At 25.2% G+C, this 23,518-nt stretch carries 21 protein-coding genes and 1 tRNA gene; 17 read left to right on the forward strand and 5 right to left on the reverse strand.

Features of this window, described 5'->3' with window-relative positions; all coding sequences use genetic code 11:
• The first annotated feature begins 1 nt into the window (after position 1).
• Positions 2 to 1,003: a heterodisulfide reductase-related iron-sulfur binding cluster gene (locus T324_RS0115505; RefSeq protein WP_028331082.1), complete on the forward strand. Its 1,002-nt coding sequence runs from the start codon at positions 2 to 4 to the stop codon at positions 1,001 to 1,003.
• 1 nt (position 1,004) lies between these two features.
• On the opposite strand, the gene T324_RS0115510 is transcribed toward T324_RS0115505, so the two are convergent.
• Together T324_RS0115510 and T324_RS0115515 are read right to left on the reverse strand one after the other, a co-directional pair.
• Positions 1,005 to 1,328 carry an STAS domain-containing protein gene (locus T324_RS0115510; protein WP_028331083.1) on the reverse strand — a complete coding sequence of 108 codons (324 nt, stop codon included), beginning with the start codon at positions 1,326 to 1,328 and terminating at the stop codon, positions 1,005 to 1,007.
• Positions 1,329 to 1,369: 41 nt separating this feature from the next.
• Positions 1,370 to 1,452, reverse strand: a tRNA-Tyr gene (locus T324_RS0115515).
• A 149-nt stretch (positions 1,453 to 1,601) separates the two neighbouring features.
• Between T324_RS0115515 and T324_RS17565 the strand changes: the two genes are divergently transcribed.
• From T324_RS17565 to T324_RS0115530, 3 genes are all read left to right on the forward strand, one after another.
• On the forward strand, positions 1,602 to 3,266 hold the full coding sequence (locus T324_RS17565; RefSeq protein WP_051436872.1) for a hypothetical protein: 1,665 nt from the start codon (positions 1,602 to 1,604) through the stop codon (positions 3,264 to 3,266).
• Positions 3,267 to 3,333: 67 nt separating this feature from the next.
• Positions 3,334 to 6,612, forward strand: a complete 3,279-nt coding sequence (locus T324_RS0115525; protein WP_028331084.1) for an AsmA family protein — start codon at positions 3,334 to 3,336, stop codon at positions 6,610 to 6,612.
• A 29-nt stretch (positions 6,613 to 6,641) separates the two neighbouring features.
• Positions 6,642 to 7,253, forward strand: a complete 612-nt coding sequence (locus tag T324_RS0115530) for a YdbL family probable chaperone protein (protein ID WP_028331085.1) — start codon at positions 6,642 to 6,644, stop codon at positions 7,251 to 7,253.
• Between the two features lie 65 nt (positions 7,254 to 7,318).
• Here the strand turns inward: T324_RS0115530 and T324_RS0115535 are convergent, their stop codons facing one another.
• Positions 7,319 to 8,908, reverse strand: a complete 1,590-nt coding sequence (locus T324_RS0115535) for a helix-turn-helix domain-containing protein (RefSeq protein ID WP_028331086.1) — start codon at positions 8,906 to 8,908, stop codon at positions 7,319 to 7,321.
• Positions 8,909 to 9,332: 424 nt separating this feature from the next.
• Between T324_RS0115535 and T324_RS17820 the strand changes: the two genes are divergently transcribed.
• From T324_RS17820 to lysA, 6 genes are all read left to right on the forward strand, one after another.
• Entirely contained in the window at positions 9,333 to 10,469 is a 1,137-nt protein-coding gene (locus tag T324_RS17820) for an HPr family phosphocarrier protein (protein WP_051436873.1), read from the forward strand.
• A gap of 120 nt (positions 10,470 to 10,589) precedes the next feature.
• Positions 10,590 to 11,762 carry an HPr family phosphocarrier protein gene (locus tag T324_RS0115545; RefSeq protein WP_028331087.1) on the forward strand — a complete coding sequence of 391 codons (1,173 nt, stop codon included), beginning with the start codon at positions 10,590 to 10,592 and terminating at the stop codon, positions 11,760 to 11,762.
• Positions 11,763 to 12,458, forward strand: coding sequence for a metallophosphoesterase (locus tag T324_RS0115550; RefSeq protein ID WP_028331088.1), 696 nt, complete (start codon positions 11,763 to 11,765; stop codon positions 12,456 to 12,458).
• Positions 12,459 to 12,474: 16 nt separating this feature from the next.
• A complete protein-coding gene (locus tag T324_RS0115555; protein ID WP_028331089.1) occupies positions 12,475 to 12,756 on the forward strand; it encodes a hypothetical protein in 282 nt (93 codons plus the stop codon).
• 58 nt (positions 12,757 to 12,814) lie between these two features.
• Positions 12,815 to 13,723, forward strand: a complete 909-nt coding sequence (locus tag T324_RS0115560) for a divergent polysaccharide deacetylase family protein (RefSeq protein ID WP_028331090.1) — start codon at positions 12,815 to 12,817, stop codon at positions 13,721 to 13,723.
• A gap of 18 nt (positions 13,724 to 13,741) precedes the next feature.
• Positions 13,742 to 14,980 carry a diaminopimelate decarboxylase gene (lysA, locus tag T324_RS0115565; protein WP_028331091.1) on the forward strand — a complete coding sequence of 413 codons (1,239 nt, stop codon included), beginning with the start codon at positions 13,742 to 13,744 and terminating at the stop codon, positions 14,978 to 14,980.
• Between the two features lie 43 nt (positions 14,981 to 15,023).
• Here the strand turns inward: lysA and T324_RS0115570 are convergent, their stop codons facing one another.
• Positions 15,024 to 15,452 carry a metal-dependent transcriptional regulator gene (locus tag T324_RS0115570; protein ID WP_028331092.1) on the reverse strand — a complete coding sequence of 143 codons (429 nt, stop codon included), beginning with the start codon at positions 15,450 to 15,452 and terminating at the stop codon, positions 15,024 to 15,026.
• 211 nt (positions 15,453 to 15,663) lie between these two features.
• On the opposite strand from T324_RS0115570, the gene T324_RS0115575 reads away from it, so the two are divergent.
• The 7 genes from T324_RS0115575 to T324_RS0115605 all read left to right on the forward strand — a co-directional run bounded on the left by T324_RS0115575 (position 15,664) and on the right by T324_RS0115605 (position 21,158).
• Positions 15,664 to 16,347: a response regulator transcription factor gene (locus T324_RS0115575; RefSeq protein WP_028331093.1), complete on the forward strand. Its 684-nt coding sequence runs from the start codon at positions 15,664 to 15,666 to the stop codon at positions 16,345 to 16,347.
• Between the two features lie 16 nt (positions 16,348 to 16,363).
• On the forward strand, positions 16,364 to 18,154 hold the full coding sequence (locus T324_RS0115580; protein ID WP_028331094.1) for a sensor histidine kinase: 1,791 nt from the start codon (positions 16,364 to 16,366) through the stop codon (positions 18,152 to 18,154).
• Between the two features lie 77 nt (positions 18,155 to 18,231).
• The gene (locus tag T324_RS0115585) at positions 18,232 to 18,441 is read left to right on the forward strand and encodes a heavy-metal-associated domain-containing protein (RefSeq protein ID WP_028331095.1); all 210 of its coding nucleotides are present in this window, start codon (positions 18,232 to 18,234) and stop codon (positions 18,439 to 18,441) included.
• A 3-nt stretch (positions 18,442 to 18,444) separates the two neighbouring features.
• Complete coding sequence (ruvA, locus tag T324_RS0115590) at positions 18,445 to 19,029, forward strand: Holliday junction branch migration protein RuvA (RefSeq protein WP_028331096.1); 585 nt, start codon at positions 18,445 to 18,447, stop codon at positions 19,027 to 19,029.
• Positions 19,030 to 19,124: 95 nt separating this feature from the next.
• Complete coding sequence (locus T324_RS0115595; protein ID WP_028331097.1) at positions 19,125 to 19,628, forward strand: GNAT family N-acetyltransferase; 504 nt, start codon at positions 19,125 to 19,127, stop codon at positions 19,626 to 19,628.
• Positions 19,629 to 19,697: 69 nt separating this feature from the next.
• Positions 19,698 to 20,108: a rhodanese-like domain-containing protein gene (locus T324_RS0115600; protein WP_028331098.1), complete on the forward strand. Its 411-nt coding sequence runs from the start codon at positions 19,698 to 19,700 to the stop codon at positions 20,106 to 20,108.
• Positions 20,109 to 20,204: 96 nt separating this feature from the next.
• Positions 20,205 to 21,158 (forward strand): peptidylprolyl isomerase, encoded by a 954-nt coding sequence (locus T324_RS0115605; RefSeq protein WP_028331099.1) that lies wholly within the window; start codon positions 20,205 to 20,207, stop codon positions 21,156 to 21,158.
• A 65-nt stretch (positions 21,159 to 21,223) separates the two neighbouring features.
• On the opposite strand, the gene T324_RS0115610 is transcribed toward T324_RS0115605, so the two are convergent.
• Complete coding sequence (locus T324_RS0115610; RefSeq protein WP_028331100.1) at positions 21,224 to 23,452, reverse strand: glycoside hydrolase family 2 protein; 2,229 nt, start codon at positions 23,450 to 23,452, stop codon at positions 21,224 to 21,226.
• Positions 23,453 to 23,518: the final 66 nt, after the last annotated feature.

Raw genomic sequence — 23,518 nt, forward strand, 5'->3', positions numbered from 1 at the left:
TATGGAAATGCCTGATAATGTCAAAGACTGTATTCATTGTAATAGATGCGTAAAAAACTGCAGTTTTCTAACTAAATATAATATGGATTTAGAAGAGTATTCTAAGAGAGATGATTTAGCTTACAATTGTTTTTTATGTAATGATTGTAAAATTGTTTGTCCTAAAGATATAGACGGGCATAAAATATCCTTATCATTAAGAAGCAGTAAGGCTGATAAAGATATAGAAAAAAGAAAAGAAATTGAGCAAAAATATAAATTCTTATTGCTTGAAAAAAAAGACTATATTTTTAAAAACTATAATAATATAATCGGCAAATCTGTAATATTTCCAGGATGCAATTTTTCATCGTTTTATCCTGATGCATTAAAAAATATACTATATAAATTTAAGAAAGAATATAATATTGGTGTTATATTTGACTGCTGCGGTAAGCCTATAGCTGAATTGGGTATAACAAATTATGAAAATGATATAATAAACAAATTAGAAAAAAACATGGCATTAAATGGAATAAAAGAAATAATAACATTATGCCCTAATTGTTATTATTTTTTAAAACCTAGAATTAATATAAAAATTATAACCATATATGAAAAATTATATGAATTAGGATTAAAATTTAAGTTAAATAATAATGATGAACAAATAAATCTTTTTATACCTTGCCCTGATAAAGAATCAAAATATATAAAAAATTCTATATTAAATATTATTGATTTAGATAAAAATAAAATTAAAGATATAAATGATATTAATTGCTGCGGACTTGGAGGTTGCGCTATCGTTAATGAAAAAGAATTAGCGCAAGGATTTATAGAAAAATTGAAAAACAAAAATTTAGAAAATATATATGTTTACTGTGCCACATGTGCTGGTAATTTTAACAGGAATAATATAAAAAATATTCATCATATTTTGCTTGATATATTTAGTATGGATAATTATAATATAAAAAATAAAACTTCTTTATTAAGCAGAGCTATGTTTAAATTTTTTTAAATTATAGTAGGAAATCTTTAGGATCATCAAAATACTTGATTAAGCTAAATATCATAAGACTTTTTAAGATAGGAGTAACAGATTCATGTAAATTAATCATAAATAGTTTTACTTTTAATGATTGCAGATTTTTATACAGTTTAAGTATTTTAGCAATACCAGCACTATTTATTTCTCTTACATTTTTCATATCAAGAACAACTACAGGCATTCTAATATTACATGCTTCATTGGAATCTTCAACAAATTTTTCTATTTCTTCAGAGGAGCTTAAATTAGCTTCCATAACTATGGATATGTATTCATTATAAAATTCTATAGCCAAAATACAATCCTTTATTAAAAAGTATTGCGTAAAAAAGAATGTGGGCAGGGAGGGATTCGCACCCCCGTAGACTCACGTCGGCAGATTTACAGTCTGCTGCCATTGACTGCTCGGCCACCTACCCATATTAATTTGAAAACGTAAAAGCATAATAACATATTATAAATAAAATGTCAATACATAACTTAAATTTTTTAAAACTTATTTTATATCTTTTTATTTAATAATGATGTATAATAATAAGATAAGTTTATAATTTTTAGGTGATAAAAAATGAAAAAAAATATAGTTATTGTATTTGTATTTGCTATCTTAATTCTATCATGCAAAGGCGGAAAATATAAGCTGGAAAATAAATCAGCAAAAAATAATACTTTTGAAACTGCACAGTATATAAATAAAGATGGTATAATAGGACAAACAGAAGGTACTAATATAGATTATTACTACTTTACTGTTGATGATAACACGCAGATAATAGATTTTTATATTTCTAATTCAACATACACCCCTCTTACAATGACTTTATATGATTCTCAAACTAATATAATAAAAGTTATAAATGAACCGGAAATTATTGCTGATACTAATAGTACACCAGATTATACAAATGAAACAGAGGAAAAAATAAACCCTGATGATGTTAACGATATAAGTGATTTAACTAAAGATGACAATGAAAATATAAATGCTATACATTCTACCCAAATAATGAAAGGCATATACTTTGAAAATACTAATAATAGTGAAAATAAATACTATATTTCAATATCTATAAAAGAAAATGTTAAAGAAAATATCGATTATATACTGATACTTCAAAAAAGAGATTATAAAGAAAGTGATGAAAAAGAACCTAATGATAAAATATCATCTTCTCAAATTATAGATGTTAATAGCGAAAACAGATTGTATACTATAGATGGATATTATAGTCAAACATATAACCCTTCAATAAAAAGCGGTGATTTAAAAAATATAGAAATAGATTCATATAAAATAACAAACAGTTCTTTTAATACGTATTCTATATCCATAGAACTTTCCGGAGTGCCGTCAGTAGATGCAAGTATAAGACTATATGATCAAAAAGGAAATTGGATAACTATAAAAGACATTAATAATACAGGAGATGGAGAAACTGTAGATAAGCTTATACTATATCCTTATATGTCATATTATTTCATATTAACTTCAAGCAATGCTGTTGTTAATATACCATATAGAGTAAGCATCATAGCAAAACCTTATGATAAATACACAGAACATGAACCTAATAATAAGCCATCTGAAGCACAAACTATAGAATTTAATCAGACATATAAAGGTGCAATAGATTATTCTTATGATAAGGATTATTATAATTTTAATATACCTATAAGATCAAGTGTTAAATTATCATATTTTTTAATAGATTCTCAGGCTATTAACATAAGTATATCAAATGAAATGTTAGGAAAGATTATAACTATGCCTCAAACGGATGATGAACAGATTGTAAGTTTAGATCAGGGAAGATATTATCTTATATTTGAAAGAGATTTAACTAAGGAAAAATGGCAGAAAGGAATATCTAAGGCTAGAAATTATGAATTTAATATGAGTATATCAAATGAAATAAGCGGCGATTATAATTATGGATATTATAATGATTCTAATACTTATGAAATGGATTATTATAATTACAGTAATAATTATTTGAATACGGAAGATAATAATACTCAGGAAGAAGAATTTGAAGAAAATCTTGAAAGCAACTTCAATAATACCAATAATGTTATTATAATAAGACCGGAAGATTATAATTCCGAATACTACTATTATAATAATGATAATGAAGAGAATTACAGCAATAATCAGGAAAATATATACAGATTTGATGAAAATAATGGAAATAATGGAGAAAATAACAATGAATATTATTATTATAATGAATAAAACTATTGATAAAGAAAATATTCTATAATATACTACTTTATGTAAATATATTTGGTTTTATATAGTTATGAAGAAGTTTTTTAACAAATTGTTTAATAAAAAAGAAAAAAATATTCCTGAGTCTATATCAGATAATACTCAAAACAGTAAAGAAGAAAAGAAAAAAAGAAAATTTAAAAAAAGATATATACCCTTAATAATTCTTTTTGTTTTAATTGTAGGTGTTATAGGGGCAAGAATATATTTTAACAATGAAAGAGTAAAAAATCTTATTCAAGATATAGTATACTCTTCTATGAATAGGAAATTAGAAATTGAAGATTTTAGTTACGGCTTACTATTTCCTAAAGTAGAAATGAGTAATGTAATACTTTATAATTCTTCAAATTTCAACAATGAAGAGAATATAAAAATAGATAATTTCAGATTAAGATTTTCATTATTTTCTCTATTCTTTTTAAAATTGCATGTACAAGAACTGTCAATTGATAATCTATATGTATATATGTTTACAGATGAAAGCGGTAATTGGAATCTTCCAGACTTGCCTCCATCGGAACCAAAAATAGAAGATACAAATAAAAAACCATTTGATATAAAAAAGCTAGATTTTCTTAAAATAAAAGCAGATATAGAAAATATAAGAATAAATAATTTAGCATTCAAAGCTGACAGCAAATCATTTTTAACTAATGTTCCTAATAATGGACTCATAGCAAGTTTGAGTAATTATAATCTTCATTTGGATTTGCACAGTAAAAGATTTTCTCTTTCAAAAGTAATGGGAGTAAGAGCTCCTGAAGTTTTGAAAGATATTTATTTGAAAAGTTTTATAAGCAATAGTTTGGCTTACAATGACAGAAGTATTTTATTCAATGATAATCCATTATTCAATTTAGATGTATCATATCCTAAAAAAGAGGAAGGATACGATAAAGATGAAATAATTGTAACATTTGATTTTGAAATAGATGATCCTTATTTCAGCTATAATGAAAAAAAGAGAGACGATATACAAGTAGCAGCACATCTGCTTGCAAGATATAATGTAAAAACTCAAAGCTTATCTATAGAAAATATGTCTTCAGAACTTTTAAATGATGAAATTTTAAAAGTTATTGCATCTGCCAATAATATATTCAGTGAGAATATAGGTATTAATTTAGATACTTTATATGCAAGACTTGATTTAAATAAAATAAATACTTTAATACCTATGTTTGTACCTACTTTAGGGTTAAATGTAAGCGGTATGGTAAATGTTGATGCAGATAAAACAAGCGGCAACATTAACAATTTAACTAATACTATTAATATTGCTTTAGATAAAATAAATGTATCTATGGGAAATATTGTAGCTGTAAATAATTTAAACTCAAAAACTAAAGTTGGATTTGCTTTTAATCCTAATAATATGTCCAGAGAAGATATAAAACTAGATCATAAAACTACCATTGACAGAATAACTGCTTTAAAGAAATACAGATTCACTAATACAGATGTATCCTTTAGAGCTTTATCATCTTTAAATGGTGCTTTGGCAGTGGCTCCAGCTATAACTGATCCTAATAAAAAAAGTGATACAGTACTTTATATAGATAATGTATCAACAAAATATATTAATTCTGATATAATTGTTAATGGTGCTGTAAAATTTGATGATCCTACAGATGTGAACATAAAAGTAAAATCTTTACCTATTGCTAATTTCTCAGGAGGATTGGCAAGAGGTTCGCTTAATTTGGATGTTAATGTCTTCGGAGAAATGATAAATGATATAAAGACAACAGTTAATGGTGTTATAAATAATTTTTCTTACAATTTATCCGGAGAGGTATCATCAACAGCTACAGCAAAACTAAATGTACTTGCTAATGCTAATTTACTATCTCAGGAAATAGATATTTCAGAACTAAATTTAGATTTAAACAACTTCTTAAATTTCAGATCTAATCTTGATTTGGAAGGAATGGGATTAAAAGGCGGTTTTGTTAATATATCTACTTTAAGAATAGCTCCTTATGCTATGAAGAATTGGCTTTCTCCAAAATTTGCTGAGGCTTTGGAAAGTTTGCCTTTTGAAGATGATGTAAAAATAACAAGTGCTTTAGGATACACTTTAGATTTAGGCAATACATTTGCAACTGTAACTAATTTCAGTACATTTTACGTAACAGAAAAGCAATACAAACTTCAAGATGTTACTATGAAAGTTGATGCGGATGTTAATTTCGGAGAAAATCTTTATGCTAATATAAGAGAATTTAATTTACAAAGCCCTGCTAATAAATTAAAAGTATATGTTGATGGATATTTCACTCCTGAAATAAAAAACGCTGATTTAAACTACGATGTAGGCTTGGATACAGAGAATTTATATCTTCCATTTGGTATAGAAATAGGAGGATTATTCAATGTAAACGGAAATCTAAAAAACAATATAGCTGACGGAATATTCAAAACGGATGATTTTTTTGCTAATATGGATTCACCTGACAAAATGTCCATAGTATTAAAAGGACTTACTTCTAATATAGATTACCGTTTTGATTTAACACCTACAAAAAATGAAACAGTTACAACAGCTGCAAGATATACACCTCTTATAAGTCAAGTTCCAAATATGTATTTCAAACAGCTTAGAGTGTACTTAAAAATACCTCCATTTGTTGATGACAGCATAAGAATAATGGATTTCTATTCTTCTGTAAAAATACAGGGACATGGACTTACCATACAAGATTTAAAATCATCCCTCTATATAGGCGGAGAAAAGTTTGATGATAATTTATTCCTAGCATCTATATCAAACAATACAGCTCCTAGAAGAGGTGCTATACATTTACCTTGGGTTAATGTTGATTTAGGAAGTTTTAATACAAGTACTATAAAATATGATATGAGAGTTTTGGCTAGTGATATTAACTTTAAATATCTATTAAGCCCAGAAAATAGAGAAAAGATTAATGATGAAAAATTGTTAGTTAATCTTACTGCTGATATTGCAGGTGTCGGAGTTAGTCCTTTAAACAATATAAGACCTACTACTTTCTTTGTTGGTATAAGCAAAATGTCTACAGAATTTTCTAAATTCTTAATAGAGATGATAAGACCTATTAACCCTGGAATATCAACTGTAGAAAATATAGTTCAATTTGGATATGATCCTAACTCTGTGGAATTTAGTATATCTGCTAATAAAGTATACACTACTTTCTACTTTAGAGATCAAAATTTAGATAAACCAAGCCAGCAGAAACAGCAGTTAATAGCATTTGAAGGTGATAAATTCGGACTTGAACCTATGCCTTTTTCTGATGTAATATCATATTTGGAAGGTAATTGATAATATATAATATTAGGAGAATAACATAAATGAAATTTTATAATATAATATTTATTTCTATTTTTGTGATATTATTTACAAGCTGTTCTAAACTTATACTTGTGCAGGAACCAGAAATGCGTGTTTTGGGAGGAAAAACATTAATAGAAGCACAAGTTCTTGGAAGATACAGACAGATAGATGAAAGTGCTTATCAAATTTCAACATTGTCAAGCGAACAGGATTTAAATCTTATTATGGTTAGTACAAATGTGTCAGATGAATTAGCACAAGAGTATAGAGAAGCATTAATAAGAAGTATGTTTAATCAGGATGAAATAAATTTATATAAAACTAATTATTATATAGGTGAAAATAATAGCGGTTATTTATCATATATAGCCTTTGATGTATCAAAACCTAAAACACAATACAGCGATGAAAGAGTAAAATATATAAAAGGTATAATGGAAAAAGAAAATACTGATAGAAGAACCATAGCAGAATATCTTATACTTTCAGATCCTAAACTTACTATGGCAAATATTAAAGAAGTAGAAAGTGCTTTGTATAGAAGAAATGTTCAAAGATTAGTTGAAAATAGTTATTATCAATTACCAGATAATAGTTGGTTAGTTTACACTAATAGTACTAATAACTAATAATAAATAAAAAAGAAAATATAAAATTATTTTTTATATTTTCTTTATTCATTTATAAAGTATTTTTATTTTTCAATATTATTTGAAATATTTGCAAGTATTGTTTTTATATTTTTATAAAGCTTAGCATCATCTTGATATTTTAAGAACTCTATTCTCTTTTGCTCTATTTCTTTCACATTTACCATATAGTTATTAAAATATTCATCTATAAACTTATTATATTTAGATATTACATTCTCTTCTTCATAAGCCTTTATAACTTTTTTAGATAAAGTCTTCTTCCAATTACCTGAAAATGACATAAATCCAGAAAGTATAAAAACTATACTAGGTAGAAAATATAAAGATGCTCCTATGATATTTACCTGTTTTATTCCGCTTGACTTTAACAAATCAAATGAAGGCACAATACCAATTGTAGCTGATGCTAAACATATTTTATTAGCATTTTTTGAAAGTGCAGATTTGTTTGTCTCTTTATTAGAAAAATCATCTTCTACTATAGCTAAAGTATTATATAATTTAGTATCTAATTCCAAATTAATACTATTGCATAATACTTTTATATCATCTTTCTTTCTATATACATTATGTTCATCAATAGCTTTAATAATATTATCTATATTCAAAGTATTTTTATATATATCATTGAATATTTCTTTAGCACTATTTTTTAATTTTTGTATATTAGTTTCTATTTTGTCATTATCTTGGAATTCATTTTTATCATTTATAATTTCAATATAGAAATTAATATTAGTTAATAATCTATGATAGTATGTATATTTAAGACTCTCTACAAATTTACTTTTTATCTCTTTCACAAAATTCGTATTATTAATAGAAAATGGGAAAAATCTAGTTCTTAAATATTCATAATCTATCTTGTTTATATTTTCACTTGAAGATATAAAGTTTTTAAGTATTTCAAATTTTTTATTTATAACACCATCAAGTTCATCTTCATCAAAAATATTTGCTTTTGAGAATATTACAAATATATTTGAAAAATCGTCTACAAAATTAATAAGTCCATTTATATTTGTAACATCTTCTTGTGAAAAAGCATTTATATCACAAAGATAAATAAACATATTTTTATTACTATACTTCTTTGTATCAAGAACATTATCTTTATACTCAACAATTCTAAATTGCTTAGAATCATCTTGAAGATAATATTCTTCGCTATCCGTATCTTCAGAATATGGATTAGTATCTATATTCTTATCAAAAATAGCATTTATAAAAGATGTTTTTCCAGAACTATATCTTCCATAAACTATTATATCAAGTGTATCATTTACTTGACTATAAATATCAGACATAAGCTCATTAATCTTATCGCTATTTTTCTTATCTACGGAATTAATCTCTTCTGATATTTTATCTAGTATTTTTTGTACATCGATAAAATTATCATACAAATCCAAACTTTCATTCTCAAATGAATTTTTTCTATATTTAGTTAATTCATCAATACTAAGCCCTGTATTTTCCGCAAGTTTATCAAGCAAATCAAGGGTTATATTATTAGCATTTCTTTCAAGTCTGGAAATATAATCCTGACGCACGCCCAACATTTTGGCAAACTGACTTTGAGTCAATTTTAATATTTTTTCTCTAATATCTTTTAAATTAAAATCAATCATATTTCTTTTTGTTCATAATTTTTTTTGTTTTCCTATATATTATATAATAATAGAAAAATTTTTTCAAGATTTTTTATGTAACATATGTAGTATTATATATTTATTATTTATCTTTAAAATGAATATAGCATTTTTAATTAAATTTTTAAGTTTAAATATTATAAAATATATAATTCTTTAAATTGATATTATTTACTTGTGTACAGAATTAATTTATTATCATATTATACATATAAACATTTTTACATACATAATAATCCCTTATTTTTTTTATTATTAATAACAATACATGATAAGTAAGACAATAATGTTTTATATAATAAAATTTTGTTTATTTATAATCATAATAATTTTAATATAATATTGATTGATTTATACTGATATTTTTGTATAATATTCCTTATTTTTTTAAGGAAATTAATTAATGATAGATAATGATTTTTTATCAAAAGAATTTATATACAAAAAGAATCCTTCTGTTATAAACTCTATAGTAGATTTTATAAAAAATAATATAGAAGATAAAATTGAAATTGGAGATAGTACTTCAGACAAAAGAGCAAATGCCAAATCTCTTTTAAAAGTTATGGCTTTACTATCTAAAAATAATGGTAATATTACTATATATTGTTATGGAGATAAAAAAGAATATAATTTAAACATAATAGAAAATTTTTTATATGAAAATGAATTTTGTTCTTTAGATGAAGAAATTATAAAACATAAAAAAATATATGATTATGACAAAGAACTTGAAAAAGAAATATTATCTTTAACACCAAATACTAAAAAAGAAAATATACAAAATAAAATAACACTATTAAAAAGAAAAAGGGAAACTAAACATACAGAATATACAGATAGTAAAAATATACTTTATATAAAAAATAATAATAAAACAGAGATATTTAATTTTATTGATAGTGATATTTTACAAATGATAAAAAATATAGCTTTATTTTATGAAATAACTATTGATAATAATTATGTAGAAAATATTAAAAACTACATAATAAACACTTTAAAATTAGAAGATATTAAGTATTTTTATAAAGATATATTCTTTAATAGTATACAAAAATACTTTATTAATAATTTTGATAAAGCCTATATAAAAAAGATAATGGATGAGGAATATATAAAAGATACTGAATATGATGTTGAATGCATCAATAAAATTATAAAAGATTCAATTAAAACATTTGAATACATATTAAAAAACAAAAGAGAAATATCATTTAATATTCCTGATATATATTTAAAAAATTTGAACTATTCAAATATAAAAAGCAATATAATAAGCATAGTTACTAATTTGTTTATAATATATGAAATAGAATACAAACTAATCAATGAAGACTTAATATCATTTGCCTCAAAAATAACTCAATTTATAGGAGAGAATCTTTTATCCGGAATGGGAAGCAGCAGTAATATACTAATAGAAAATATAGTAAATTATTTCCAAAAACAATTTGAATACGCTTATATATCTTCTATAATAGGAGAAGATTCTTCGGTTATAGAGTATGATTTTAATTATATAAAAAGATTTATATAATTAAAAAAATAAATATGTTTATACACATAAAATATTGATTTAATGCAATATATATATTATATTTATAATAAGAATATTTTGTAAAATAAACAGTTTATTAATAAAAAATAAGGGTAATTTATGGAAGAGTTTATATCTAAAGAATTTGAATGCAGAAACCGTTTAGCTTCTGATAATAAAATAATTAATTCTATCGTTGATTTTCTAAGAACTATAGAAGATAAAATAGAAATAGAAAATAAAAATGGAAAAAGAGTTAATGCTAAATCTTTTGTAAAAATGATGGGACTTGATATAGAATACGGATATAAATTTACATTGTATATCTACGGAAACGATAGAGAAAATAATTTAAAAAGAATAGAAGAAGTATTAGAAAAAAAAGAATTTTACAGTTTAGAAAAAATTGAAAAATTAGAAAAAGAAGAAGAATCAGAGGGAAATAAATTATTAGAAGAAGAAATACTGCACTTTACTTCAGAAGATAAAAAAGAAATCATAAAAAATGATATAGAAAATAAAATAAAATTATTAAAAGAAAAAAGAGACACTATTCATTTAGAACCTTTGAATTTAGATAATAATATTATTTATATAAAAAATAATGATAAAACAGCAATTATAGATGTTGTTAATGATAATATATACAATTCAATAAAAAAACTTTCTTCACATTATGAAATTCCTATAAATGAAACAGAATTAAAAAAATTTATATCCAAATTAATCAATATAATAGAAGAAAAAGAAATGAAATACTTTTATATTTATTTATTTTCAAGCAATGTAAAAAAATATTTTTATAATCAATTCGATACTATTTTTATAAAAAAACTTGCAGAAGTGGAATGTCTACCTCAAACAGATTACAATATTGAAATTAATAATAATTTTGTAGAGGAATCTATAAAAAGTTTAGACTATGTTCTTGAAGATAAAAGAAAGTCAGCAGACTATTCTATAGATATTTACATGATTGCTAATACTTCTAATATTACTATGGATCTATTTAGAATTATAAATATCGTTCAGAATATAGGAAAAATTTATGAAATCAAATCGAGCATTACTGACAATATTATTGACAGAATAAGATTAAGCTATGAAGATAAAAAGAAAACAAATATTGATGATCCTTTTCATAATGAAGAATATTTAGATAATATAAAAGAGTTTAAAGATTATTTCCAAAAAGAGTTTGAAGAACTTTATGTATCTAATATACTTGAGAATAACGATAAAAAATTAAATATTGATTACAAGTATGTAAACAAACTTATAAGGAGGTTTTAAATGAAAATTGCCATTATAGGTGATTTACATGGAAAAAACTGCTGGAAAAAATTGCTTGAAGGTAAATTTGATAGTTTTGATAAGATTGTATTTATGGGTGATTACAGCGATGACAGCTGGGTTACTTTCAGTGATGATGAAATAATAGACAATTTAAATGAAGTAATAGAATTCAAAAAAAATCATACTGATAATGTTGAGCTATTAGTAGGAAATCATGACTTTCAATATATAGTAGGCTACCCTACTGCAAGCAGATACAGAAAAAGTTATGCCAAAGAGATGCATAAGATATTTAATGATAATACAGATATATTTAAAATTATACATATAGAAAATGATCATATATTTACACATGCAGGCATCACAAACGGATGGATTAATTATATAAAAAATAAGTATGAAATAAAAGATATAAATATTAATAATGTTTATGATGTTGTAAATATAGTTTATAAAAATGATAAAGACGACTGCAATATTGCTTCATTCAGACGAGGCGGTATAAACGAATTTGCAGGCATATTATGGTCAGATACTCAAGATTTGCTTGATGATGCTTGGATTGGTTATAATCAGGTTGTAGGACATAATAGAATAAAACCAGGAAGCGTAATAAAAAAAGATAATTATATTATTTATATGAGCGACCATTTTGATACGGATCAAAACAAATTATTAGTTTTAGATATATAATTTTTAAGGAGTTTGTATGTTTCCAGATAAAGCACCTTTTCACTATAAATGCCAAAACTGCGGATATTTTTTTACTTCTGATAAAAAATTAAATGCTCCTTCAGGTCTTTCATCCGTTTCATTAGATTTTGACAATAAAATTGAAACAGATGAAAATGGTAATGAAATATATAAAATTGAATCAAATAATAAAAAAGAATCATTTTTTGATAAAATATTTAAAAAATTATCATACCCTAAATGTCCGAAATGCAATGAACATGCTGTTGTAAGCGTTGACTATATGGTTCATAAATAATTGACTTTTATTATTATTTGTAATATCATTAAACATCTTTATTAAGAATGATTTTTTTATGAAAAATATATTTATTTTTATACTTTCTATTATTATAATTGCAGTATTCTCATTTACTTTTATTAAAGTTAAAAATAATTATAATATTAGTTTTGAATATACTGACAATAAAAATACTTCAAGCAACAATATAAATATAACCAAAAAACAGCTCGCAGAAAACGATATATTTCACTTGGCAGATGTCAATTCCCCTAATATAGTAGAACCTGTATTAAATAATATAAATAAATCAATAGAAATGAGCAACTGGATTAGTATTATAATAGATGATAGCGGTAATACATTGGATTATATTGATAGATTTTTTTATTTGGCTAATGAATATGATATAACATTCGCGGTTTTGCCAGATTCATCTCATAGTATAGATTTTTCACATTATGCATATAGCAACAATGTTAATGTAATACTTCATATACCTATGGAAGGAAGCGACTATTTTGGAGAGCAAACATTAATAAGAGTAAATATGAATAAAGATGAAATATTCAGATTACTTGACCATTCATATTCAAGAGTGCCTTATGCAAATGGAATGAATAATCATACAGGTTCTGTTGCAAGCAAGGACCGAGATGTAGTTTCATATATGCTTGAATATGCTATGGCTAATAATAAATATTTTGTCGATTCTTACACAGTTGCTGGAAGTCTTATATATGATATGGCTGTTGAATATGGGGTAAAAACTGCAAAAAGATCCGTATTTCTTGATAATGAAAGAGATTATGATTCTATAGTTAAACAATGGAGAGAATTAATAAGATTATCAAAAGAACATGGCGGAGCAATTGGTATAGGACATTATCAAAGTATAGAGACATTAAATATGCTTGAGAACAACTTGCCTATGCTTGAAGAAGAAGGTATAGTAAGCATAAATATAAATGAAATATTAAATTAAAATTTAGAGGGATTATTTATGATTGATTACAAAGACAATATCCTTATGTGCGAGGATATAAAATTAACTGATATTACTAATAAATACAAAACACCTTTTTACATTTATTCAAAAAATAATATTCTTGAGAAAATAAAAACTTTTAAAGAAGTTTTTTCTGATATAGATGATTTATTAATAGCTTATGCCGTTAAAGCAGAAAATAATTTATCAATACTTAAATTAATGGCTCAGGAAGGCATAGGAGCGGATGTAGTATCTATAGGAGAGATTTTAAAATATGTAAAAGCTGGAGGAAATGCTAAAAATGTAGTATTTTCAGGTGTTGGAAAAACAGAAGAAGAAATAAAAAAAGCAATAGAATTAGAAATAAGACGCTTTAATATAGAATCAATACCGGAAGCTGTAAGAATAAATACTATAGCCAAAGAACTTAAAAAAACAGTTAAATGTTCTATAAGAATTAATCCTAATGTTGATGCTCATACACATGAAAAGATTACAACAGGTGTTCATGGAAATAAATTTGGAATAAGTATAAAAACAATAAAAGAGAATGCAGATTTTTTAAAAGGATTAAATAATATAGAAATAGATTCTCTTTCAATGCATATAGGCTCTCAAATACTAGATCCTGCCCCATTAAATAAAGCTATAACAGTAATGAAAGGACTTATAGAAGAAGTTAAAAATATTGGTTTTAATATAAAAGCTGTTGATATAGGCGGAGGATATGGAGTAAGATATGATAAAAGCTCCAATGGATTTGATTTTGAAAAGTTTAAAAAAGAAAGCATAAATTTATTAAAAGACATGAAATTAAGTATTACAACAGAACCCGGACGATATTTTATTGCAGAGGCTGGTGCTTTGATAATGAAAGTTGAATATGTTAAAGAAGAATGGGGTAAAAAATATATAATATTAAATGGCGGCATGAATGATTATATAAGAGCTGCTATGTATGATGCTTATAATGAAATACTGCCTCTTATAAAAAGAGATGGTAAGGAAAAATATCAATTTGTAGGTCCTATATGCGAAAGTTCTGATGTTTTTGCAAATGACAGAGAATGCACTACTATAGAAGCTGGAGATTATGTTGCTTTGATTGATTCAGGTGCTTATGGATTTAGTATGGCAAGCAATTATAATTCAAGAACTTTAATATCTCAGGTAATGATAGATAAAGATAATCATTATTTAATAAGAAAAGCACAGACATTTGAAGAAATGATATCTCATGAAATTATTTAATATTTGATAATAAAACTAAATAGAATTTTAATATAAATTCTATTTAGTTTTTTGCTTCTTTTTCTCTGTTAAAAATATTTTCTTTTTTACAGTAACCGCATAAGAATTCTTTAAATTTATGTACGGTATCTTTACTCATAGCATGTTCTATTAAACAAGCTTCCTCATCTGCCACTTTCTCATCCACATTTAATACTTTTGTTAAGAAATAATAGAATATCGCATGCCTTTCAGCTATATCTTTCCCTATTGCTCTGCCTGATTCTGTAAGTTCTATATCTCCATAATGCTCATGTTTTATATGTCCTAATTTTGAAAGGCTCTTAATTGCTGTATTAACACTAGCTTTAGAACGTCCCACTAAATCGGCAATATCTGTTATTCTTATAGCTTCTTTAAAATTCTTTTCTACTTCTAAATTGTAGATAGTTTCTAAATAATTTTCTAATATAGGTGTTATTTCTTGTTTCATAGTAGTGATTTTAATATAAAAATATTATAAGTCAATATTTAAATTAAATATTTTTACTTAATTTGAATTAAATTAGTTAATAAAATATTATTGATATTATATTTTGACAAAATATTAATTTTTATTATATTTATGATAAATAGTTGTATATTCGTAAAAAAAATATATAATTTGTATCAATAAAAATATATTATCCTTGGTGGTTTTGATTATGGAAAAAGAACTTATTTACTCTGTAGAAGATGATGATAATATAAGAGATCTCATCAAATACACAGTTGAAGAAGCAGGATATACTATAGAATGTTTCTCAAATGGTAATGATATGCTTACTGCATTAAAAACAGCCACTCCAAATTTAGTATTACTTGATATTATGCTTCCTGATATAGAAGGAACAGAAATATTAAAAGTAATAAGAACAGATTACGCTCATCTTCCTATTAAAGTTATAATGCTTACAGCAAAGGCTAGTGAAATTAATATAGTTACAGGTCTTAATTTAGGTGCTGATGATTATATTCCTAAACCTTTCTCTGTATTAGAACTTCTTGCCAGAATAAAAGCAAATTTAAGAAAAAAAGATGTAAGACTTGATGCTGAAGAATTGAATTTTGGAGAAATAAAATTAATAGTAAAGAAAAGAAGTGTATTTGTTGGAGAAAGACAAGTTATATTAACTCAAAAAGAATTTGACCTTTTAAAGCTTTTAATGGAAAATGCCAATAATGTAGTTGATAGAGATACCATGCTTGAAGAAGTATGGGGTGTAGACCATTCTATGGAAACTAGAACTATTGATATGCATATAAAATCTATTAGACAGAAGTTGGATTTACAAAAAGAAAATATCATAACTGTCAGAGGCATGGGCTATAAATTAACAGAAATATAATAATATTTAAGAAACTATGATTAAGAATATATTTTATAAATCATTATTGATACTTATATTATCAAGTGCTTTAATGTTTATAGGTATATTATTTACTGTACAATATAATAATATCATGTACAGCCAAGTAATGATAGTTAATATTATGGAAATGCTTGAAAAAGAAATAGATTTATATGATATACAAACAGAAGATGCCTTCAGAAAGTTTGTACTTCAATCTGACAAGGAAGAATTAAGAATAAGTGTTATCTCTACCAATGGCGTAGTAGTTGCAGATACACTTGCGGATACTTCAAAAAACCTTATGGGAAATCATACAAATAGAAGCGATGTTATAGAGGCATTGCATAGTGTAGAAAATGCTCCCGTCTTCTCTATAACTACTTCTATTAGTCAAAAAACTCCATACATATATGCTTCAAAAAAAATAAAAGCCGATGACAGCAGAGATTATATATTAAGAGTATCAATACCTATAGATTCTGTTAATAAATATTTAATAAGTTTCTTATTTACAGCTGTTATGGTTATAGGTGTTGTTATTATAATTATGGCTTTAGTTCTCCCTTTAATGAGCAGAAATATAATGATTCCTTTCTATATTATAAAAGAAACTTTAGATAATATTTATAATAACAAATCAACCAAACCTAAAAATCTCACAGGGTATAATGACATTAATACAATACTCTATGATATTAATGAACTTGCTGTAAGTCTAAACGAAAATATAATAGGATATCAAACAGAAAAAGAAAAACTTAATTATGTATTAGAAAATATTGCTCAAGGTATTATTGCCGTAAATAAGAATAAGGATATATTTTTTATAAATCAATATACTATGGATCTATTAGAAATATCTGATTCTAATGTAAAAAACCTAAGTGAAGTTATCAAAGATAATGAAGTTATGGAAAGAATTAATAATGCAATAGAATTAAAAAGATTTTCTAAATTTGATATAAAAGAGCATACAATAGATATAGAAATAAGCATCATACCTATACTTGATAATGAAAATATATCTGCCTTAATAAAGTTTGAAGACGTTACTGATATAAGAAAAGTAGAAATAGAAAAACAGGATTTTTTCATAAATGCATCTCATGAATTAAAAACACCTCTTACATCAATACTAGGATACTCTGAACTTTTAATGGCTACAGGAGGCGGTAAAAATTTAGCTGATTTTATAAAAAGAATAAATAATGAAGCTTTAAGAATGAAAGATCTTGTCATAGATATGCTCACATTAAGCCGAATAGAAGCTAATTGGAAGGAAACTGTTGATGAGAAACTTGATATAAAAGAAATTATACTAAGCGTATTTGAAAGCAACAGAATAAAAGCTGAACAGAGAAATATGAGTATAGATTTAGATATAGAATCTGCTATTATAATGGCTAATAAAGAAAAAATTACAGAAGTGGTTAATAATTTAGTTGACAATGCAATTAAATATACAGATGACGGAGGAATTGTAAAAATATCTCTTAAAAAGAAAGATTCTAAAGCTATATTTACAGTAAAAGATACAGGATGCGGTATTGCTCCTCAATATTTAAATAGAATATTTGAAAGATTTTTTAGGGTAAAGAATAATAAATATTTAAAAGTTCAAGGTACAGGATTAGGATTAACAATAGTAAAGAATATTTGTAATTATTATAATGCTGACATACACATAACAAGTGAAGAAAATGTAGGAACTGAAATGACAGTTGTTTTTAATTTATATAAAGATATTGAAAAATTAGAAAATAAAGAAAAAACAGAAAATATAGAAACTAAAGAAAAATAAAAAATCATTTTATATTATTGAAAAATACCCCAATATGCTATATAATTGTTAGATAATTATAACAAAGGAGTATTAAAATGAAAAACGTAACTATAAAAATAAATGGAATGGGTTGTCAGAATTGCGTAAAAGCGGTTACTGAAGAATTAAGTTCTATAGAAGGAATAAGCAAAGTTAATGTAAGTTTAGAAAATGCATGTGCTGAAGTTGAATACGATGAATCAAAGGTTAATACTGATAAAATGATTTCTGCTATAAAAGAATTAGAATATGAGGCTAGTTTATAATATATGTTTGCTTTTATAGAAGGTAAAGTACAAATAATATCAGAAGGTATCATAGCTCTTCTTTGTAATGGTGTTGGTTATGAAATTATAGTATCTAGAAAACTAAATGTTCAAAATGATGATAATATAAGACTATATACTCAGCTTATACATAAAGAAGATGCCATGATACTTTATGGTTTCAGCAGCAGAGAAGAGAAAAAAATGTTTTCTACATTAATGTCTACATCAGGGGTTGGTCCTAAACTTACTATGGAAATACTTTCTACATACTCAATAGATGAAATAATGCATATACTATTTAACAAAGATATTAATATGCTTAAAAAAGTTCAAGGAATGGGATTAAAAAAGGCTGAAAAACTTTTATTTGAACTTAGAGATAAAATAGAAAAAATAGATATAAATATTTCATCCTCTTCTATTAAAAACTATAATGATAATGAAAGCGATGTAATAAAAGCTTTAATATCATTAGGTTTTTCTAATAATGAGGCTATTAAATCACTTGCTTCAATAGAAAATAAAGAAAATATGAGTACAGAAGATTTAATAAGTCATGCTTTAAGAAATTTAAGCTCTATATAGATATTCATTTTTTATAAAAATTCTTGAAAATAAGCAATTATTGATATATAATTTTATCATTTAATAATCATTATCATTATTGAGGTATAATAAAAATGGATATAGTTATAAAAAAAGCAGAAATTAAAGATGTATTTGATATTAGTAAATTGCATGCTATATGCTGGAAAGATGCCTATAAAAATATTATACCTGATTCATATTTAAAGAAAATATATTTAGATGATTGGTGCGAAGAGTTTGAAGAAGGAATAAATAATAAAACCAGAGAAGCACATATTGCATATATAGATGATAAACCAATAGCTGTTATTTCACATGGCCAAAGCAGATGCAATATGGAAAATTACGGAGAAATAATATCATTATATGTTCATCCTATATATCAGGGTTCTGGAATAGGCAGTATGCTGCTTAAACATGCTGTAGAATATATAAAAGAATCTGGATATAATAATATATGCCTTTGTGTTTTTGATAAAAATGAAAAAGCAAAAAAGTTTTATGAAAAAAACGGATTTAAAAATTCTGGTAAAAAAAATACTCTAAAAATAAATGATGAAGATATAGAAGAAACAGTTTATATTTACAGTATATAAAATTAAAATACCAATTATTGAAATTTCTATCTTTGCATGATATGATATACACATAGAGGGTATATTTATATGAATAATACAATGACTTTAATAATAGGCTTAATACTTACTTTTATAATATTAAGCAGTGTAAGAAGAATAATTTTCAATATAAAAAGCAGAGGAAAATTCAAAAATATAAATGTAAATGAAGCTGTTTCATTATATAAAAATAATAAAAATATTGTTTTGATAGATGTAAGAAGTTATATGGAAGTTCAGCAAAGCGAATATATAGTAAATAGTATAAATATTGCTTTGGATGATTCTAAATTTGAAGAAAAAATGTCAAAATTAGATAAAAATAAAGAGTATATAGTTTACTGTGCAAGCGGAAATCGTTCTGGTGCTGCATGTTTTCGTATGCACAAAATGGGATTTACTAACATTAATAACCTTACACGTGCTGGTTATTTTCAGCTTTCATCTGCTTTAAATTAATTTATTTATACAGCTAATTCTACTTGCATATAAATTGTTTTAATGATATTGTATATTTAAGGTTTTATATATAACAATAACAAGGATAAGGCTTTAATGAAAAAAACAATATTTTTTATATTATCTATATTTTTAATTCAATATAATCTTTTATTTAATGATGTTGTTAATAGTATTGTAGGTATAGTCGGTTCTATGCCTATAACTTATGAAGACTTTATAAGCAGAAAGACTTTTTTAACACTACAGGCTAGGTCTATAGGACAAAAAGTAAATGATGACATGGTTTATAAAGATTTAGTAGAAGAGAGAATAATGTATTTAAAACTCAAAGAATACAATTATGTTATAGAAGATACAGATGTAAGCAGAAGATTGGAAAATATTGCCAAACAATACAATATGACATTGGACCAATTTGCTAAACAGCTTAGAGCAGAAGGTATATCTTATGAAGAATATAGAAATTCTATAAAAAAGCAAATAGCTATGGAAAATTTATATGGTCTTGTAATCAATAATAATGAAATAACAGATGCTGAAGCAGATGAGTTTTATAATAATGCTAAAGATAAATCAGTATTTGAAGTAGATACATTAGTTAAGCTTTCATGGATATTTTTCAAAGCAACTACATTTACAGAAAAGGGAGAAAAACAGGAATTAGCAGGAAAAGTTAGAGGAATGGCTGCCAGAGGTCAGGATTTTGCCGAACTTGCTGCAAAATACAGCGATGATGAAGCTACCAAAAATAATGGAGGAGATTTAGGATATAATCTTTTATATGATGCTGGAAAAAGATCTTTACCAGCACAAGTAAATGCCGGATTAACTTTAGCTAAAAGAGGATATAAAGTAGGTACTGTAAGCAGTGTACGTGAATTAGTTGGAAAAGGTTTTTATATTGTTAAAATAGTTGGAATTGAAAAAGATATGGAAAGTATAAGAACTAGAGTTAAAAATTATCTAGGCGAATCACGTATGAGAGAATCATTTATTAAATGGCTTGATGAAGAAACTAAAAGAGTATCAGTACAATTATATAAATAAATTATAATAGTATAAAAAACGGGCTTATTCCTTATAAAGAGTAAGTCCGTTTTTATTATCAAAAATTATTTTACTTTTATTTCTATAGTTTTTGTTTCAACTCTTTTATTTTGTACTGTAACTTTTATAGTTCCTTTTCTAATTCCAGATTTAACCCAAAAAGAATAATAACCGCCTTCTAATACAGGATTATCATTTCCTATAAGCTCCCCTACACCTTCAACAGTTATTTTTACAGACTCATTAATATAAGGAAGCCTGTTACCTATGGCATCTACTGCCTTTATAGTAACTCTAGTACAATCCCAAGCAGAACCATTATTTATAGAATTTATTTCATTATCATCAGATTTTACTTCCAATTCTTTAAAAGTAGGATTTTTTAGATAATTTTTTTCTATAACAGCTTTTCCATCTATATACCCTATTACTTTGGCATCTTCCCAATTCATAGAACTTACACCCGGAACATTTCTTTCCATTTGTATTATAACAGGGGGATGTTCTAAACCTTGATATTTTCCGGAAGCAGGATACTCTTTAGCTAAAAGCTCACCTTTATAATAAAACTCTACATAATCGCAGTTAGTAGAAACTATTAAAGGTGCAACACCTCCTATAGACCTCTCCCCTCTTGCATATATGGTTATAGGTTCTAATACTATTTCACATTCTTTATCCATTTGAGATGAATAAACGCTGGCTGCCAATTTAGGATTTCTAAACATATCATAAACACCATGATAACATATTCTATCCCCAGAACCAAAATCATAATGTGTATGATAATCAAATGCACACCATCCTGTTGAACCTGCTATATTTTTATCTATAGCAACAGCATTAATTACATCATAATGCCTTTTAGTATGCTCTATTAATCTCTCTTCACAGTCCTGCATTTTAGTTGGGAACATGTGTCCGTTATATTCTGTTATCATATAAGGAACATTCTTATCTAATTTAGTAACAAACTTTTGTGCTCTTATAGGATCAGCAATTCCATCACAATTAAAATCATTCATAGTGTAAACATCTTCTAAAAGCTCGCTTCCCATTATATATCTTACGCCGCCTGTTGCTCTAGTTTTATCAAGTTTATGAGCTGTTTTATTGGTTTCTTTATAAAAACTATGATTATCCTGACTTTCATTTATTCTTACCCCCCATATAATTATAGAAGGATGATGAAAATCTCTTTCTATCATATCTTTTACATTTTCTATTGAAACTTTCTGCCAATTCTTATCGCCTATATGCTGCCATCCAGGTATCTCTTCAAAAACCATTAATCCTATTTCATCGCATCTGTCTAAAAAATGTCTTGAAGCAGGGTAATGAGAAGAACGCACTATATTTAATCCCATATCAAATTTTAATATATCAGCATCTTTTTTCTGTATTCTTTCAGGCATAGCATAACCAACATAAGGGAAACTTTGATGTCTGTTTAATCCTCTTAATTTGATTTTCTCTCCATTCAAGAAAAAACCATTGTCTTTGAACTCTGCATCTCTGAATCCTATCTTTATAGAAACTATATCATCATTAGAAAGTGAAGCATCTAATTTATAAAGTCTTGGATTATCTATACTCCAAACTTCTATTCTATCAGAATTTATGTGCTCATTAATTTCAATATCAGTAAATAATTCATCTTTTTTTAATGATACTTCTTTTTTTATCTCGCATATATGATATTCTCTATTATAGAGATTAATACTAATAGTTTCTTTTACAGCCTCTTTTTTAGTATTTCTTATTCTAATCTTTCCAGTTAAAGTTTGATTTGCAAGTCCTGTAAGCATTACATTTTCTATAGAAATATCATCAACTATTATTATTTGAACCTCTCTGTATATTCCGCCGTAACATAAATAATCTATTTCATTACCAAAAGGAGGTATATCTTCACGTTCTACACTGTCAAGTTTTACAGATATAATATTATCTCCGTCTTTCAGATGATCTGTTATATCATATACAAAAGGCAAATATCCGCCTTTATGTTCACCAAAACTTTCACCATTAACAAATACTTCGCATGCCGCCATAGCACCTTCAAAATTAATCAATACTCTTTTATTTAATAAATTCTGTTTATTATATTTAAAAACATTCTGATATCCTGAAATTAACCAAGTATCTGATTCATCAAAATAATGAAGAGGTATTTCATGTACTGTATGAGGCAATGTTACTTTTTCACCGTTCACATTAATATCTGTTTTAATATTATTATCCCATTCTTTAAAAAACTTCCAATTAGTATTGAAATTGATTATTTCTCTCATTTTTTATACATACTCCATAGTTTTATTATGAAATATTTTATATTTAAAATAATAAAAATCAATTAA

The sequence above is a fragment of the Brachyspira alvinipulli ATCC 51933 genome (assembly GCF_000518245.1).
Lineage (GTDB): Bacteria > Spirochaetota > Brachyspiria > Brachyspirales > Brachyspiraceae > Brachyspira > Brachyspira alvinipulli.

Excerpts from the sequence above, each read along its gene's own strand:
- T324_RS0115505 (WP_028331082.1), top strand. The coding sequence starts at position 2 with ATGGAAATGCCTGATAATGTCAAAGACTGTATTCATTGTAATAGATGC.
- T324_RS17565 (WP_051436872.1), top strand. The coding sequence starts at position 1,602 with ATGAAAAAAAATATAGTTATTGTATTTGTATTTGCTATCTTAATTCTA.
- T324_RS0115525 (WP_028331084.1), top strand. The coding sequence starts at position 3,334 with ATGAAGAAGTTTTTTAACAAATTGTTTAATAAAAAAGAAAAAAATATT.
- T324_RS0115530 (WP_028331085.1), top strand. The coding sequence starts at position 6,642 with ATGAAATTTTATAATATAATATTTATTTCTATTTTTGTGATATTATTT.
- T324_RS0115535 (WP_028331086.1), bottom strand. The coding sequence starts at position 8,908 with ATGATTGATTTTAATTTAAAAGATATTAGAGAAAAAATATTAAAATTG.
- T324_RS17820 (WP_051436873.1), top strand. The coding sequence starts at position 9,333 with ATGATAGATAATGATTTTTTATCAAAAGAATTTATATACAAAAAGAAT.
- T324_RS0115545 (WP_028331087.1), top strand. The coding sequence starts at position 10,590 with ATGGAAGAGTTTATATCTAAAGAATTTGAATGCAGAAACCGTTTAGCT.
- T324_RS0115550 (WP_028331088.1), top strand. The coding sequence starts at position 11,763 with ATGAAAATTGCCATTATAGGTGATTTACATGGAAAAAACTGCTGGAAA.
- T324_RS0115555 (WP_028331089.1), top strand. The coding sequence starts at position 12,475 with ATGTTTCCAGATAAAGCACCTTTTCACTATAAATGCCAAAACTGCGGA.
- T324_RS0115560 (WP_028331090.1), top strand. The coding sequence starts at position 12,815 with ATGAAAAATATATTTATTTTTATACTTTCTATTATTATAATTGCAGTA.
- lysA (WP_028331091.1), top strand. The coding sequence starts at position 13,742 with ATGATTGATTACAAAGACAATATCCTTATGTGCGAGGATATAAAATTA.
- T324_RS0115570 (WP_028331092.1), bottom strand. The coding sequence starts at position 15,452 with ATGAAACAAGAAATAACACCTATATTAGAAAATTATTTAGAAACTATC.
- T324_RS0115575 (WP_028331093.1), top strand. The coding sequence starts at position 15,664 with ATGGAAAAAGAACTTATTTACTCTGTAGAAGATGATGATAATATAAGA.
- T324_RS0115580 (WP_028331094.1), top strand. The coding sequence starts at position 16,364 with ATGATTAAGAATATATTTTATAAATCATTATTGATACTTATATTATCA.
- T324_RS0115585 (WP_028331095.1), top strand. The coding sequence starts at position 18,232 with ATGAAAAACGTAACTATAAAAATAAATGGAATGGGTTGTCAGAATTGC.
- ruvA (WP_028331096.1), top strand. The coding sequence starts at position 18,445 with ATGTTTGCTTTTATAGAAGGTAAAGTACAAATAATATCAGAAGGTATC.
- T324_RS0115595 (WP_028331097.1), top strand. The coding sequence starts at position 19,125 with ATGGATATAGTTATAAAAAAAGCAGAAATTAAAGATGTATTTGATATT.
- T324_RS0115600 (WP_028331098.1), top strand. The coding sequence starts at position 19,698 with ATGAATAATACAATGACTTTAATAATAGGCTTAATACTTACTTTTATA.
- T324_RS0115605 (WP_028331099.1), top strand. The coding sequence starts at position 20,205 with ATGAAAAAAACAATATTTTTTATATTATCTATATTTTTAATTCAATAT.
- T324_RS0115610 (WP_028331100.1), bottom strand. The coding sequence starts at position 23,452 with ATGAGAGAAATAATCAATTTCAATACTAATTGGAAGTTTTTTAAAGAA.